We start from the raw sequence: 14,599 nt of genomic DNA, 5'->3' as shown, positions 1-14,599 counted from the left end.
CTCAGTTCGCCTCCTGGCGCACGGTACGCTGTTCGATACGCTTCTCGGGGTGCGGGTTGTGCACGATGCGGTGCACGTAGATGCCCGGCAGATGCACCTGGTCCGGGTCGATGCTGCCCACCGGCACCACCTCTTCCACTTCCACGATGCACAGCTTGCCGGCCATCGCGCAGGCCGGGTTGAAGTTGCGCGCGGTCTTGCGGAACACCAGGTTGCCGGCCTCGTCGGCCTTCCACGCCTTGACCAGCGCGACGTCGGCGCGCAGCGCGGTCTCCATCACGTAGTGCTTGCCATCGAATTCGCGGGTTTCCTTGCCCTCGGCCACCACCGTGCCGTAGCCGGTTGCGGTGAAGAAGGCCGGGATGCCGGCACCGCCGGCACGCAGGCGCTCGGCCAGGGTGCCCTGCGGGTTGAACTCCAGCTCCAGCTCACCGGCCAGGTACTGGCGCTCGAATTCCTTGTTCTCGCCCACGTAGGACGAGATCATTTTCCGGATCTGGCGGGTCGCCAGCAGCTGGCCGAGGCCAAAGCCATCCACGCCCGCATTGTTGGAGATCACGGTCAGATCCTTGGCACCGGAATCACGCAGCGCGGCGATCAGGGCCTCGGGAATACCGCACAGACCGAACCCGCCGACCGCCAGGGTCTGGCCATCGGCGATGGCGCCTTGCAGCGCTTCAGCCGCACTGGCGTACTGCTTTCCACGTCGCCCGGCGTTGTCTGGGGACTTGCTCATCTACGCCCTCACCTCGTTGATGTAAGCGGCCATTGTAGCCATTGCCCGGGGCTTTCCCTGCCCCCGGGGTCCGGCATTGACCCGGCCCGCCCCGGTGAAAACGATTCCCATACACGGCAGCGGCTAAACTAGTGCGCTGACTGTCAGAAGGACTGAATAGATGACGCTCCCCGCATTCAAGGCGTACGACATCCGCGGCCGGGTTCCGGATGAACTGAACGAAGATCTGGCCCGTCGCATCGGCGTGGCCCTGGCGGCGCAGCTGTCGCCCGGCACGGTGGTGGTTGGCCACGATGTCCGCCTCACCAGCGGGGCCCTGCAGGATGCGCTGGCAGCCGGCCTGCGCGGCGCCGGCCGCGAGGTGCTCGACATCGGGCTGTGCGGAACCGAGGAAGTCTATTTCCAGGTGGACCACCTGAAGGCGGCCGGCGGGGTCATGGTCACCGCCAGCCATAATCCGATGGATTACAACGGCATGAAGCTGGTCAAGGAGCAGGCCCGCCCGATCAGCTCCGATACCGGCCTGTTCGCGATCTCCGATGCGGTCGAGGCCGACCAGGCCCCCGCCACCGAGCCGAGCGCCGGCCTGCAGTCGCATCCGGACAAGAGCGCCTACATCGCGCACCTGCTGAGCTACATCGAGCCCAAGGCCCTCAAGCCCTTGAAGCTGGTCGTCAATGCCGGCAACGGCGGCGCCGGCACGATCGTGGATCTGCTCGCCCCGCACCTGCCGCTGGAGTTCATCCGCATCTGCCACGAGCCCGATGGCAGCTTCCCGAATGGCATCCCCAATCCGCTGCTGCCGGAAAACCGCGAGCTCACCGCGCAGGCCGTGCGCGAGCATGGCGCGGACTTCGGCATCGCCTGGGATGGCGACTTCGACCGCTGCTTCTTCTTCGACCATAACGGCCGCTTCATCGAAGGCTATTACCTGGTCGGTCTGCTTGCCCAGGCGATCCTCGCGCGCCAGCCCGGCGGCAAGATCGTGCACGACCCGCGCCTGACCTGGAACACGGTGGAAATGGTCGAGGAAGCCGGTGGCCAGCCGGTGCTGTGCAAGAGCGGCCACGCGTTCATCAAGGAAAAGATGCGCTCGGAAAATGCCGTCTACGGCGGCGAGATGAGTGCGCACCATTATTTCCGCGAGTTCGCCTACGCCGATTCCGGCATGATCCCGTGGCTGCTGATCGCCGCGCTGGTGTCCGAGTCCGGCCGTTCGCTGGCCGATCTGGTCGAAGCGCGCATGCAGAAGTTCCCGTGCAGCGGCGAGATCAATTTCAAGGTCGCCGATGCCAAGCGCTCCGTCGCCCGCGTGATGGAGCATTACGCCGCGCAGGCGCCGGCACTGGACCACACCGATGGCATCAGCGCCGATTTCGGCGAGTGGCGCTTCAACCTGCGCAGTTCCAACACCGAGCCGCTGCTGCGGCTGAATGTTGAAACCCGCGGCGACGCAGCGCTGCTGCGCGCACGCACCGATGAAATTTCCCAATTGCTCAAGGACGCCTGAGGCGAGTACCCCCACCATGCAGAACCTTCTTCCCGTCATCCTTTCCGGCGGCTCCGGCACCCGCCTGTGGCCACTGTCGCGCGAGTCCTACCCCAAGCAGTTCCTGGCATTGGCCGGCGAACAGACCATGCTGCAGGCCACCTGGCAGCGTGTGGCAGCGATCGCCGGCCGCGCGCCGCTGATCGTCGCCAACGAGGAGCACCGCTTCGTCGCCGCCGAGCAGCTGCAGCAGCTGGGCGTGCAGCCGCAGGCAATCCTGCTGGAGCCGATTGGCCGCAACACCGCCCCGGCGATCGCGGTGGCCGCGCTGGAAGCGACCCGCGACGGTGATGATGCGCTGCTGCTGGTGCTGCCGTCGGACCATGTAATCGCCGACGAACAGGCGTTCCGCGCTGCCGTACTGCGTGCGGTACCGGCAGCGGAGTCCGGCAAGCTGGTGACGTTCGGCATCGTGCCGACCGGCCCGGAAACGGGCTACGGCTATATCAAGGCCGCCTCCGGCGGTGATGTACGCGCCGTGGATCGGTTTGTCGAGAAGCCGGATGCGGAAACCGCCAGCGCGTACGTGCAGTCGGGCGAGTATTTCTGGAACAGCGGCATGTTCCTGTTCAAGGCCTCGCGCTTCCTGGCCGAGCTGGAGACGTTCAATCCCGCCATGCTGGCCGGCAGCCGCACCGCCTGGCAGCAGGCGCGCCGCGACAGCGATTTCACCCGCCTGGACAAAGACGCCTTCGCCGCCGTGCCGTCGGATTCCATCGACTACGCGGTGATGGAAAAGACCGCCGACGCCGTGATCGTGCCGCTGGATGCCGGCTGGAACGACGTCGGTTCGTGGACCGCGCTGCGTGACGTGTCCGAACAGGATGGCGAGGGCAACGCGCACCACGGCGACGTGATCGCGATCGACTGCCGCAACACCTTCGCCTACGGCGAGCGCCTGATCGCGCTGGTCGGCCTGGATGACGTGATCGTGGTCGAGACCGATGATGCGGTCATGGTCGGCAAGAGCGACCGCATGCAAGAGATCAAGCAGGTGGTCGCCCGGATCAAGGCCGATGGCCGTCCCGAAGCGACCTGGCACCGCAAGGTATACCGCCCGTGGGGCGCCTACGACTCGATCGACAATGGCGCCCGCTTCCAGGTCAAGCGCATCACGGTCAAGCCGGGCGCAACGCTGAGCCTGCAGATGCACCACCACCGCGCCGAACACTGGATCGTGGTCAGCGGTACCGCCGAAGTCACGCGTGGGGAAGAAGTGCTGCTGCTCACCGAGAACCAGAGCACGTACATCCCGCTGGGCGTGACCCATCGCCTGAAGAACCCGGGCAAGTTGCCGCTGGAGCTGATCGAAGTGCAGTCCGGCAGCTATCTGGGCGAGGACGATATCGTGCGGTTCGAGGACACGTACGGGCGTACCTGATCGACGCCAGACAGATAAACAGAAAACCCGGCCAAGGCCGGGTTTTTTTTATTGCGGGTAGAGCCACGCCATGCGTGGCTGCCCTGCCTGGAATCCTGACACCACGTCAGCCACGCATGGCGTGGCTCTACGCCTGGGTCAGCAGTCCGCGATGACCCGCTTCAGACCGTCCTGCCAGCGTGGCAGCACGACGCCGAAGTCCTGCTCCAGCTTCGCCACATCCAGGTGCGAATAGGCGGGGCGCTTGGCCGGCGTCGGGTACTCGGCCGTGGTGATCGCCTCGACGTTCGGTGCCCGCGGCAGCACGCCTGTTGCTACCGCGTCCGCAAAGATCGCTTCGGCAAAGCCGTGCCAGCTGGTCTCGCCTTTGGCGGTCAGATGCCACGTGCCCGACAGCGCGCCGTCGTGCTGCAGCGCCTGCGCGGTCACATCGGCAATCAACGCTGCCGGCGTCGGCGTACCAATCTGATCCGCCACCACGCGCAGTACGTCGCGCTCCGCCCCCACCCGCAGCATCGTGCGCAGGAAGTTGGCGCTGTGGGAAGCGTATACCCACGCGGTGCGGAAGATCAGGTGGCGTCCACCGGCCGCACGGATGGCTTGCTCACCGGCCAGCTTGCTGGCGCCATACACGCCCAGCGGGGCGGTCGCATCGTCTTCCCGGTACGGGCGCGTGCCCTGCCCGTCGAACACGTAATCGGTGGAGTAATGCACCAACGGGACGCCGGCCTGCGCGCACCAGTGCGCCAGTACACCGGGGGCTTCGGCGTTCGCACGGAAAGCCGCCTCCCGGTCGTCCTCGGCCCGGTCCACCGCGGTGTAGGCGGCGGCATTGACCACCAGCGCCGGCCGGACGCGGTCCAGCAGTGCGGTTAGCGAGGCGGGCTGGTCGAAGTCGGCCACCTCGCACGCGCTGCCGTCGGGCAGCGCGCCACTGCGGGTGGTCGCCACGATCGTACCCAGCGGGGCCAGTGCGCGTCGCAGTTCCTGGCCAAGCTGGCCATTGGCCCCCAGCAGCAGGATCGTCACGGCTGGTAGACCGGCAGGCGGTCCTCGGCGATGTCCTTCAGGAACGGCGCAGACTCGTCCTTGGCCGACAGCGTGGGTGCGCTGATCGGCCAGTCGACGGCTATGTCGGCATCGTTCCAGCGGACGCCGGCGTCGAAGTCCTTCAGGTACACCTCGGTGCAGAGGTAGCTGAAAATCGCCCGTTCGGACAGCACGGCGAAACCATGCGCGAAGCCTTCCGGAATCCAGAACTGCTTCTTGTTCTCCGCGCTCAGCACCACGGCGGCCCACTGGCCGAAGGTCGGCGAGCCACGACGGATATCCACCGCCACGTCGTAGACTTCGCCTTCAAGCACGCTGACCAGCTTGCCCTGCGGCCGCGGCCACTGATAGTGCAGGCCGCGCAGCACGCCCTTGGACGAGCTGGAGACGTTGCTCTGTACGAATTTCGTCGGCAGTCCATGCTCACCGAAGCGGGCCGCATTCCAGGTCTCGAAGAAGAAGCCGCGCTCGTCGCCGAACACGGCCGGCTCGATCACCACGCAACCCGGCAGCTTGGTTTCGACAATCTTCACGGCACCACTCCTCGCACAGCCAGCTTATGGAGATATTGGCCATAGCCGTTTTTGATCAACGGGGCGGCAAGCGCCTCCAGCTGTTCAGCGGTGATCCAACCCTGGCCGAACGCAATTTCTTCCGGGCAGCAGACCTGCAAGCCCTGGCGGGTCTGGATCGTCTCGATGAAGTTGGAGGCTTCCAGCAGCGACTGGTGCGTACCGGTATCCAGCCACGCGTAGCCACGGCCGAGCGGCTCCAGATGCAGCGCGCCCTCGTCCAGGTAACGCTGATTGAGGTCGGTGATTTCCAGCTCACCGCGGGGCGACGGCTTGAGTTCGGCCGCGTAGTCGCTGGCCTTGCCATCGTAGAAGTACAGGCCGGTCACCGCGTAGTTGGAACGGGGCTCGGCAGGCTTCTCGACCAGACCGACAACCTTGCCGTCCTTGTCGAACTCGGCCACGCCATAGCGCTCGGGGTCGTTGACCCAGTATCCGAACACCGTGGCACCACTGTCGCGCGCATCAGCCCGCTTCAGCACGTCGGTCAGACCGTGGCCGTGGAAGACGTTGTCGCCGAGCACCAGGCAGCTCGGCTTGCCGTCAAGGAACTCACGGCCGATCAGGTAAGCCTGCGCCAGCCCGTCGGGACTCGGCTGGGCGGCGTACTGGATGTCCATGCCCCACTGCGACCCATCGCCCAGGAGCTGCTGGAACAAGGCCTGCTCGTGCGGCGTGTTGATGATCAGTACTTCACGGATCCCCGCCAGCATCAGCACGCTGAGCGGGTAATAGATCATCGGCTTGTCGTACACCGGTAACAGCTGCTTGCTGACGCCTTTGGTGATCGGATACAGCCGCGTGCCGGAACCGCCGGCCAGGATGATGCCTTTGCGTTGAGTCATTGGATGTCTTCCTTGATTCAGGCTACGGTGCCGATGCGCTGCAAACGGTAACTGCCGTCAAGCACGCCGTTGACCCAGTCCTGGTTGTCCAGGTACCAGTCCACTGTGAAGCCGATGCCTTGCTCGAAGGTGTACTTCGGCTCCCAGCCCAGTTGGTCCTTCAACTTGGAGGCGTCGATCGCGTAGCGGCGGTCATGCCCCGGTCGATCGGCGACGTAAGTGATCTGGCTGCTGCGCGGCTGGCCATCCTCGCGGGGGCGTCGCGCATCGAGCAGCGCGCAGATGGCGTGCACCACTTCGATGTTCTCTTTTTCGGAGTTGCCGCCGACGTTGTAGGTCTCGCCAACCTGGCCCTTGGCCAGCACGGTGCGGATCGCTTCGCAGTGGTCGCTGACGAACAGCCAGTCGCGCACCTGCTTGCCATCGCCGTAGACCGGCAGCGGTTCGCCGGCCAGGGCCTTGGCGATCACCAGCGGGATCAGCTTCTCGGGGAAGTGGTACGGGCCGTAGTTGTTGGAGCAGTTGGTGGTCAGCACCGGCAGCCCGTAGGTGTGGTGGAACGCGCGCACCAGATGGTCCGAGGCCGCCTTGGACGCCGAGTACGGCGAGTTGGGCGCATACGGGGTGGTCTCGCTGAACTTGCCGGTCTCGCCGAGGGTGCCGTAGACCTCATCGGTGGAGACGTGCAGGAAGCGGAACGCCTGGCCCTTGTCGGCCGGCAGTGCCTTCCAGTAGTCGCGCACCGCTTCCAGCAGCGCCAGGGTGCCGACCACGTTGGTCTGGATGAACGCGCCCGGGCCGTCGATGGAACGGTCCACGTGGCTTTCGGCGGCGAAGTTCAGCACCGCGTCGGGCTGGTGCTCGGCCAGCAGCCGCGAGACCAATGCACCATCGCCGATATCGCCCTCGACGAAGACGTGGTCGGGGTTTCCAGCAAGCGATGAAAGCGTCTTCAGATTTCCCGCGTAGGTCAGCGCATCAAGGTTGATGACGCGCACCCCTTTGGCGACCGCCTCGAGGACAAAGTTACCGCCAATGAATCCGGCTCCGCCGGTGACAAGCCATGTGGGCACTACCCGTTCTCCTGTTCGGTATCCATGCTGAGGCGCACTTTACGGCCACCTGATTAGCTGCACAGGATACAACGCGACGTTGATTTCGACCCGTTTCGAGTTAAACGGACCCTTACGGATGCCGCAGTGCACCATAAAGTCGCCCCACCATACGCATTCGCATGGTAGGCCCGGGCCAGTTAGAATCGCTGTCCCACCCCCGAACCGGTTGCTAGTCAAAGAACCGGACGTTCTCCCGTTATTGAAGGATCCAGCACCAGATGAAAATCCTCGTCGCGTACAAGCGCGTGGTGGACTACAACGTCCGCATTCAGGTCAAGCCGGACGGTTCCGGCGTGGTCACCGACGGCGTCAAGCTGTCCCCCAACCCGTTCGATGAAATCGCGCTGGAAGAAGCGCTGCGCCTGCGCGACAAGGGCATCGCCACCGAGGTCGTGGTCGCCACGATCGCACCGGCCGATGCCCAGGCGCACCTGCGCAACGGCCTGGCCATGGGCGCCAACCGCGCCATCCATGTCGTGACCGACCAGGCGATCCAGCCGCTGACCGCTGCCCGCACCCTGCTCAAGCTGGTCGAGAAGGAACAGCCGGACCTGGTGATCCTGGGCAAGCAGGCCATCGACGACGACGCCAACCAGACCGGCCAGATGCTGGCCACGCTGTGGGGCCGCCCGCAGGCGACCTTCGCGAGCAAGCTGGACATTGCCGACGGCAAGGCCACGGTCACCCGTGAAGTCGACGCCGGCCTGGAAACGCTGGAAGTCGACCTGCCGGCCGTGGTCACCACGGACCTGCGCCTGAACGAGCCGCGCTTCATCAAGCTGCCCGACATCATGAAGGCCAAGGCGAAGCCGTTGGAAACCCTGCAGCTGGCCGACCTCGGCGTGGACGCCGCCGATACCTTCAAGACCACCCAGTACGCCGCGCCGGTCAAGCGCAGCAAGGGCGTGATGGTCAAGGACGCGGCCGAACTGGTCGCCGCACTCAAGCAGAAGGGGTTGCTGTAATGACCAAGATCCTCGTTGTCGCTGAACACCACGACGGCAAGCTCAACGCCGCCACCGCCAAGACCGTAAGTGCGGCCGCCGCGATCAGCGGCGCCAGCATCGACGTGCTGGTGCTGGCCGCGGATCCGGCCGCCGTAGCCGCCGAGGCCGCGCAGCTGGCGGGCGTGGCCAAGGTACTGACCGTGGCCAACGCCGCCAACGCGCAGGCGCTCGCCCAGGTGCTGGCCCCGCAGATCGCGAAGCTGGCCACCGGCTACACCCACGTGTTCGGCCCCTCGACCACCTTCGGCAAAGACCTGATGCCGTGCGTGGCCGCCCTGCTGGGCGTCAACCAGGTCTCGGACCTGATGACCGTCGAAGGCAGCCACAGCTTCAAGCGCCCGATCTATGCGGGCAACGCCATCATCACCGTCGAAGTGCCGGCCGACCAGATCGTGGTCGCCACCGTGCGCGCTGCCTCGTGGCCGGAAGCAGCCAAGGGCGGCAGCGCCAGCGTGGAAGCGGCCAGCGTCGATGCGACCCTGCCGAGCCACACCCGCTTCATCGGCCTCGCCGCCGGTGCCACCGACCGCCCGGACCTGCAGAGCGCCAAGCGTGTAGTGTCCGGCGGCCGTGGCGTGGGTTCGGAAGAGAACTTCAAGGTGATCTTCCAGCTGGCCGACAAGCTCGGTGCCGCGGTCGGTGCCTCCCGCGCCGCCGTGGACGCCGGCTATGTGCCGAGCGACCTGCAGGTCGGCCAGACCGGCAAGATCATCTCGCCGGAGCTGTACGTGGCCGTCGGCATCAGCGGTGCCATCCAGCACCTGACCGGCATCAAGGACGCGGGCACCATCGTGGCGATCAACAAGGACCCGGATTCGCCGATCTTCGAGATCGCCGATATCGGCCTGGTGGGGGATCTGTTCACCCTGCTGCCGGAGCTGGAAGCGGCGCTGGGCTGAGCCCGACCCGCAGGGCGTGATGGCCTCGGCCCTCACGCCCTGCCTCTTTCCGCGGGCCGTCCAGGCCGCGTAAGGTAAGCCCCCCGGGTGGCCGCAGCGCTGCCACCGGCCGCCCAGCATGGACGTGATTCGATATGCCCGTACCTTTCCGCCACTGCCTACCGAACGGGGACCTGCGATGATCGTCGGTTCGGGACTGGTGGCGCGTGCATTCGCGCCCCTGTTCGCAGACGACGCCAGAACCGTCATTTTCGCCTCCGGGGTGTCCAACTCCAGCGAAACAGACCCGGCCGCCTTCGCACGCGAGCGTGCAATGCTGGCGCAGTACCTGGCCGGCGACATCACCCGGCTGGTCTATTTCGGCAGCTGCAATGTGGTCAACCCGCTGCAGGACTCGCCCTATTTCCGGCACAAACGTGCCATGGAAGCGCTGGTCGCCGCGCATCCGGCCGGTATCGTGCTGCGGCTTCCACAGGTGGTCGGGCATACCCGCAATCCGAACACGCTCACCAACTTCCTGCGAGACCGCATCCTGGCTGGCGATCCGCTGACCGTCTGGACACGCGCCTGCCGCAATCTGATCGATATCGACGACGTCGTCCGCATCGCCGCGCAGCTGCTCTCCGGCGCTGGGCCGGTGCCCAAGGTGGCCTCGATCGCTTCCCCATGGTCGCTGCCGATGACGGAGATCGTCGGCCTGTTCGAATCCGTGCTTGGACGCCGCGCGCAGATCATCGCGGTGGACCGGGGCGAGGAGATGCTGATTGATACCGCGCTGGTCGAGCGCACGGCGCGCGACATCGGGCTGGATTTTGGTCCAGACTACCCTCTCCGCGTGATCCACAAGTACTACGGCCAGCCCCATGAATCCTGAAATCTCCGTCGTCATACCTGTCTATGGCAGCGCCGGCATCCTGCCGAACCTGGTGGCCAGACTGGAGGAGACACTGTTCCCGGCGTTTGGGGACGGCGGCTTTGAAGTCATTCTGGTGCATGACGCCGGCCCCGATGACGCCTGGTCCGTCATCGTGCAGCAGGCCCAGGCACGCCCTTGGCTGCGTGGCTTGGATCTACGACGAAACGCAGGGCAGCACAATGCGATCATGGCGGGACTGGGCATAGCGCGCGGCCGATACATCGTGACGATGGACGACGACCTCCAGCACGATCCTGCCGACATTCCTCGGATCGTCGCCAAACTACGTGAAGGCGCAGACCTGTGCTACGCGCAGTTCCCGGAAAAGCAGCACGCTCTATGGAAGCGGCTCGGCAGCCGCTTCAACGACATGGTTGCCGCGCGCCTGCTCAAGAAGCCAAAGGGCCTGTACCTCTCTCCGTTTCGGGGATTCGTCCGCGAACTCGGTGAAGAGGCGCGGAGGTACAACGGTCCTTTCGTCTACCTTGATGGACTGCTGATCCAAAGCACCAGCCACAAACGCATCGCAACCGTCATCGCGCAGCATCATGCACGCGGGGATGGGCAGTCCGGTTACAGCCTGAGCAAGTCCATCTCGCTGTGGTTGCAGATGGCCACCAGCTTCTCGATCGTTCCGCTGAGGTTTGTATCCCTCGCAGGTATCGTGGCCTCGTGCATCGCCTTTCTGCTTGCGATCGTCGTCCTGTGGCAGAAACTGCACTCCCCTCAGGTTGCTGTCGGGTGGCCCTCGCTGATCATCACCATCCTCTTCATGGGTGGTCTGCAGTTGTTGGCGTTGGGTGCGATTGGCGAGTACACCGGCAGAATCCTGCTGAACATCAATAATCGCCCTCAGTACATCATTGGCGAAACCGCCAATGTGGATGACGCGCCGGAGAGCTGACCGCGCTGACGTTGCCGGCGGAACGTCGTCACTGCGCCCCTGGAGACCAAGCAGGTCATCCGCTCATGCCTCAGGGGCTTCCCTCGGGCAGCCGGCCTCAGCCGGCCTGCATTCGGCGACCCAGCCAGACATAGGTCAAGCGGCGCGCATGGGCCATCAAGCGAGCCTTGAGATTCCCCACGCGAAGCGTCAGGCCTGGCAACAAAGTGGGATCTGCCGCAGCCAACGCGTTGTGGAATGCGATAGCCTGATTCGCCTGTTCATGCATCAGACGCACGCTCCACTGCCCGGCGTTGATCCTGAAGCTGGCCAGGCTTTCGCGTAACGCCACCATGTCTCCCTGCAGCATCACGCTGGTGTAGCTTGCCTGATCGATGAGGTAGGGGTGACTGTTGTCCCATCCGCTGGCAGGCAGCAGCTCGCGCCGGAACATCACGCACCCGGGCTCGCCGAACAGATTTGTTCCGGCCATTACTGAAGCGCGCACGGCGTCACGGCCCGAGACCAGGCCATTGAGCGTGCCGAGCCCCCGGGCACCGATCACCACCTTTCCCTGCGCGTCGATGAGATCTCGCTTACAGGCGACGAACACCGCAGAAGGGTGGGCATCAAGCGCGGCGACCTGCTTGCTGAGCGCATCCGGTGCGATGAGGTCGTCACCACACACCAGCTTCAACAGCTCACCACGTGCGGCCTGCGTTACCCGGTCCCAGTTGGCCTTGGCACCGCCGCCTGGCGGGGTCGGTGACAGAACACGTACGCGCGGGTGCTCGGCATACTGCGCCAACAGTGTCTCGGTTCCATCAGCGGATGAATGATCGGCAATGACCAGTTCGTAATCCTGATAGTCCTGCGCCAGGATTGAATCCAGGGTCTGCTGCAGGTAGTCCGCATTCTTGTAGGCAGGTACAACGACCGACACTCGAGGAGTCATCAACGTTCCTCCTTGGAACCAGGCTCCGGGCGTCGCCGGAACGAGAAATACTTGTGACCGACATAATTGAAGATCACCACGACCACCGTGATGAGGATCTGTGTCGGAATGGGGGGCAGACCCAGCACATCCGCGAGGAGTGCCAGGGCTGCCATGTTGATCATCAGACTGCCGAGGTTGACACTGGCGAAGCGGGCGAAGTCACGCCAAGCATGACCCGATACCCGGAACACCAAACGGCGATAGACGAAAAACACCAGCACCAGCGACACAACCCATGCGATCACCAGGCTGGTCACGGAAGGAACGCCGGGGCCAAACAGCAGCACCAAGCCCGCGAACAACGCCGTGCTGAACGCTGTATTTGCTCCACCGACGATCAGGAAGAGGACGCGCTGATCCTTGAAGAAGCGTTGCAGTGGACCGGGAGCGCCCGATCCAGCAAGCGGCGAGCGCTCACCGTTCACTGCTGTCCACCCACGGGCAGCCCGGCAAAGTAATCGGCAAAGCCGGCAGGTCGGCGGATGATGACGCTATGCTTCCCCGCCGCCGGCAATGCGAATGCAGTCTGGAAGCCATTCACGGCCACCCCTGGTCGAACGTCGCCATCGACGATGGCATACCACCTGCCGTCGCTGTCTTCGTTCAACACCAGCAAGGCGGGACCACTGGTCTCCACCATCGCCTGCAACATCACAGCCGAGTTATGCCAGGCAGCGACCGGACGGGCCGAGAATCTCCCTTCGCCGAGCGTCGTCTGCCCTACCCCCAGTCTCTCCACCGCCCTGGGGGTGGCATAGATGTGATCGACCTGAGCGCCGTCCGCTGCCTGAAGCGATGCAGAAGGCGAAGGGACGACCGCCAGGCCACCCTCCGCAAGGAAGAGACGAGGCAGCGCTGCGGGATCGTCGCGGAGCGCGTAGCGATCATCAATGGCGAGCGCGCCCTCGGTCCCTGCCGCAACCACCGTGTAACGGACGCCATACAACCGGGCCACCGCGGGCTTGGGGAAGTAAAGCAGTTCGAACTTTGAACGCCGCTGTGGATTCAAGTCCCCGCGGATCCCCCGGGCTCCGAGATTGGCCAGCTGGTGGCCAAGGATTTTGAAATCAGGCAGCGTCTCGCTGACGGCGACGCGGTAGTTCTCCGGACTCTCCAGGGCTGCGAACACCGTCGCCATCGAATGCCGTTGTTCTATCCGTTCGCCCCGCACGATCATCGATTGCCCCAGGCTCGGCGTCTTGGCAACGACAATCGGTACTGCAGCCGAGACAATGACAACCAAGCTCAGCAGCGCCTTGTTGACCGCGACACCTCTGCTGGCCGACCACCACAGCAGCGCAGCGCCCAGCAACACGGGGATTATCTGCCAATAGAACTCGCCACTGACCAACACACCCAGCAAGGCCATGACGACAATGGTCGCTGCCGCGATCTCGGGCCACCAGATCCACTGACGCTGCTGCTTGCGGCGGATCAACGAGACAAGCCGCTGCAGACACAGCGCACCCACCGGAAGAGCCAGCATGACGACGTACAGCGACCACCAGTTTACTTCGCGCACCTTGTTGGCAATCGGCAACAGATACAGCAGCCAGCCGAACGCAGCAAAGCAGAAGATGGCACTGATTGCGATTGATGCAAGCAAGGCAGTCATCAGCGGCCTCGTCCTGAACAACCATGGATAGGACAGACAGGCCAGTGCAATGGGAGCGCCCAGATAAAGGTTGCCCACCACCATGCTGTACTGATGAGCGAATGCGAAGGGTGCAAAAACAGCCTTCCACCCCAGCCCATGGGCCGTCAACGCGGACAGGGGCAGCTTGTCCTTTCCGCTGATGTCCCGACCATCACCCAGCCACCGGATCGAATCGCTATGGAAGTCCATCACCCCGGACAGGTAGGGGTAACAAGCGACGACGATCACCGCCGCGGCCAACGCAAGTGACGCATAGATGGGACGAAGGTGGACGTGAGCTTTCTGCCAGCCCCGCTGCCTCAGCACGACAACGCTGTAAACCGCTCCGACAATTGCCGAGCCAACGAATGCCAGCACCAGATTCTGCGCTGGCTGTGCATAGATAAGAAGCGTCACCGAGGCCGCAAGGCCGATGGCCGCCACGGGCGCCCAACCTCGCTGGTAGATCCGCGCCTGGAAGAACAGTATCCACGGCAACCATGCCAGTGAAGCCGAAATGGGCGGCCACACTCCAACGCTCTGGAACGCAGGCAGGAAAGGAGCGACGAGGCCGACGGAGATTGCCAGCAGCTGCCGCAGGCCCAGGCAACGCCCGAGCAGATAGCTGCCGACGCCGTAGATTCCCATGTGGAGAAAGAAAACCAGCTTCAGGCGATCCAGCGTATCCAGAATCGTTGAATCACTGCCCAGCCAGTTGAAATACAACGGATACAAGGGATGAAAACTCGGGCTGCCCCAGTACGACAAGCCTGCAACCAGACCGGAGTCGTACATGCCGGCAAACAGCCCGTGCTCACCTATCGATCGGCTGATGTCGAAGTACATCGGTACAAGCACGTCGTCGGCGTCCGGACCATGCAGGATCGCGATGCCCGAGAACCTTGCGACAGCAACCACCAGTACGATCACCGCCACCGTCGCCGCACCCATGAGGTTGCGCGTCGCCTTGTTCATGCCATTTTTTACTCCTGTCACATCAATTCCTGACTAAT

General features: G+C 64.3%; 14 protein-coding genes. 6 read left to right on the top strand and 8 right to left on the bottom strand.

Annotated features, from left to right (window positions below):
• Window position 1: 1 nt before the first annotated feature.
• Window positions 2–736: a CoA transferase subunit A gene (locus ABE422_RS12550; RefSeq protein WP_284128398.1), complete on the bottom strand. Its 735-nt coding sequence runs from the start codon at window positions 734–736 to the stop codon at window positions 2–4.
• 160 nt (window positions 737–896) lie between these two features.
• Here ABE422_RS12550 and ABE422_RS12545 point away from each other — a divergent pair, with 160 nt between their 5' ends.
• Both ABE422_RS12545 and ABE422_RS12540 read left to right on the top strand, forming a co-directional pair.
• Entirely contained in the window at window positions 897–2,246 is a 1,350-nt protein-coding gene (locus ABE422_RS12545; RefSeq protein WP_346483086.1) for a phosphomannomutase, read from the top strand.
• Between the two features lie 16 nt (window positions 2,247–2,262).
• Complete coding sequence (locus ABE422_RS12540) at window positions 2,263–3,666, top strand: mannose-1-phosphate guanylyltransferase/mannose-6-phosphate isomerase (protein WP_346483085.1); 1,404 nt, start codon at window positions 2,263–2,265, stop codon at window positions 3,664–3,666.
• Between the two features lie 138 nt (window positions 3,667–3,804).
• Here the strand turns inward: ABE422_RS12540 and rfbD are convergent, their stop codons facing one another.
• Genes rfbD through rfbB form a run of 4 tightly spaced genes read right to left on the bottom strand, consistent with a single transcriptional unit; the run spans window position 3,805 to window position 7,206 of the window.
• Window positions 3,805–4,695: a dTDP-4-dehydrorhamnose reductase gene (gene rfbD / locus ABE422_RS12535; RefSeq protein WP_346483084.1), complete on the bottom strand. Its 891-nt coding sequence runs from the start codon at window positions 4,693–4,695 to the stop codon at window positions 3,805–3,807.
• Window positions 4,692–5,249: a dTDP-4-dehydrorhamnose 3,5-epimerase gene (gene rfbC / locus ABE422_RS12530; RefSeq protein ID WP_019182577.1), complete on the bottom strand. Its 558-nt coding sequence runs from the start codon at window positions 5,247–5,249 to the stop codon at window positions 4,692–4,694. Before rfbC ends, rfbD begins: the two co-directional genes overlap by 4 nt.
• Entirely contained in the window at window positions 5,246–6,133 is an 888-nt protein-coding gene (rfbA, locus tag ABE422_RS12525; RefSeq protein ID WP_313209212.1) for a glucose-1-phosphate thymidylyltransferase RfbA, read from the bottom strand. The genes rfbC and rfbA overlap by 4 nt, the downstream gene beginning before the upstream one ends.
• 17 nt (window positions 6,134–6,150) lie before the next feature.
• Entirely contained in the window at window positions 6,151–7,206 is a 1,056-nt protein-coding gene (gene rfbB / locus ABE422_RS12520) for a dTDP-glucose 4,6-dehydratase (RefSeq protein WP_070471673.1), read from the bottom strand.
• Window positions 7,207–7,466: 260 nt separating this feature from the next.
• Between rfbB and ABE422_RS12515 the strand changes: the two genes are divergently transcribed.
• The 4 genes from ABE422_RS12515 to ABE422_RS12500 all read left to right on the top strand — a co-directional run bounded on the left by ABE422_RS12515 (window position 7,467) and on the right by ABE422_RS12500 (window position 10,974).
• Window positions 7,467–8,213 (top strand): electron transfer flavoprotein subunit beta/FixA family protein, encoded by a 747-nt coding sequence (locus ABE422_RS12515; RefSeq protein ID WP_121042567.1) that lies wholly within the window; start codon window positions 7,467–7,469, stop codon window positions 8,211–8,213.
• Window positions 8,213–9,154, top strand: coding sequence for an electron transfer flavoprotein subunit alpha/FixB family protein (locus ABE422_RS12510; RefSeq protein ID WP_346466142.1), 942 nt, complete (start codon window positions 8,213–8,215; stop codon window positions 9,152–9,154). Before ABE422_RS12515 ends, ABE422_RS12510 begins: the two co-directional genes overlap by 1 nt.
• Before the next feature lie 178 nt (window positions 9,155–9,332).
• Window positions 9,333–10,028: an NAD-dependent epimerase/dehydratase family protein gene (locus ABE422_RS12505; RefSeq protein WP_346483083.1), complete on the top strand. Its 696-nt coding sequence runs from the start codon at window positions 9,333–9,335 to the stop codon at window positions 10,026–10,028.
• Entirely contained in the window at window positions 10,018–10,974 is a 957-nt protein-coding gene (locus ABE422_RS12500; protein WP_346481403.1) for a glycosyltransferase family 2 protein, read from the top strand. Before ABE422_RS12505 ends, ABE422_RS12500 begins: the two co-directional genes overlap by 11 nt.
• Window positions 10,975–11,071: 97 nt before the next feature.
• Here ABE422_RS12500 and ABE422_RS12495 read toward each other — a convergent pair whose 3' ends face one another.
• From ABE422_RS12495 to ABE422_RS12485, 3 genes are read right to left on the bottom strand one after another with little or no spacing between them, the layout of a single operon-like run.
• Window positions 11,072–11,908, bottom strand: a complete 837-nt coding sequence (locus ABE422_RS12495) for a glycosyltransferase family A protein (protein ID WP_346481402.1) — start codon at window positions 11,906–11,908, stop codon at window positions 11,072–11,074.
• On the bottom strand, window positions 11,908–12,375 hold the full coding sequence (locus ABE422_RS12490; protein ID WP_346481401.1) for a GtrA family protein: 468 nt from the start codon (window positions 12,373–12,375) through the stop codon (window positions 11,908–11,910). Before ABE422_RS12490 ends, ABE422_RS12495 begins: the two co-directional genes overlap by 1 nt.
• Window positions 12,372–14,561, bottom strand: a complete 2,190-nt coding sequence (locus tag ABE422_RS12485) for a hypothetical protein (RefSeq protein WP_346483082.1) — start codon at window positions 14,559–14,561, stop codon at window positions 12,372–12,374. Before ABE422_RS12485 ends, ABE422_RS12490 begins: the two co-directional genes overlap by 4 nt.
• Window positions 14,562–14,599 lie beyond the last annotated feature (38 nt).

The sequence above is a fragment of the Stenotrophomonas sp. TWI1151 genome (assembly GCF_039673135.1).
GTDB lineage: Bacteria > Pseudomonadota > Gammaproteobacteria > Xanthomonadales > Xanthomonadaceae > Stenotrophomonas.
The sequence above is the reverse complement of the archived record's forward strand: the minus strand, read 5'-3'. Positions and strand labels throughout refer to the sequence as shown.

Excerpts from the sequence above, each read along its gene's own strand:
- ABE422_RS12550 (WP_284128398.1), bottom strand. The coding sequence starts at position 736 with ATGAGCAAGTCCCCAGACAACGCCGGGCGACGTGGAAAGCAGTACGCC.
- ABE422_RS12545 (WP_346483086.1), top strand. The coding sequence starts at position 897 with ATGACGCTCCCCGCATTCAAGGCGTACGACATCCGCGGCCGGGTTCCG.
- ABE422_RS12540 (WP_346483085.1), top strand. The coding sequence starts at position 2,263 with ATGCAGAACCTTCTTCCCGTCATCCTTTCCGGCGGCTCCGGCACCCGC.
- rfbA (WP_313209212.1), bottom strand. The coding sequence starts at position 6,133 with ATGACTCAACGCAAAGGCATCATCCTGGCCGGCGGTTCCGGCACGCGG.
- ABE422_RS12515 (WP_121042567.1), top strand. The coding sequence starts at position 7,467 with ATGAAAATCCTCGTCGCGTACAAGCGCGTGGTGGACTACAACGTCCGC.
- ABE422_RS12510 (WP_346466142.1), top strand. The coding sequence starts at position 8,213 with ATGACCAAGATCCTCGTTGTCGCTGAACACCACGACGGCAAGCTCAAC.
- ABE422_RS12505 (WP_346483083.1), top strand. The coding sequence starts at position 9,333 with ATGATCGTCGGTTCGGGACTGGTGGCGCGTGCATTCGCGCCCCTGTTC.
- ABE422_RS12500 (WP_346481403.1), top strand. The coding sequence starts at position 10,018 with ATGAATCCTGAAATCTCCGTCGTCATACCTGTCTATGGCAGCGCCGGC.
- ABE422_RS12495 (WP_346481402.1), bottom strand. The coding sequence starts at position 11,908 with ATGACTCCTCGAGTGTCGGTCGTTGTACCTGCCTACAAGAATGCGGAC.
- ABE422_RS12485 (WP_346483082.1), bottom strand. The coding sequence starts at position 14,561 with ATGAACAAGGCGACGCGCAACCTCATGGGTGCGGCGACGGTGGCGGTG.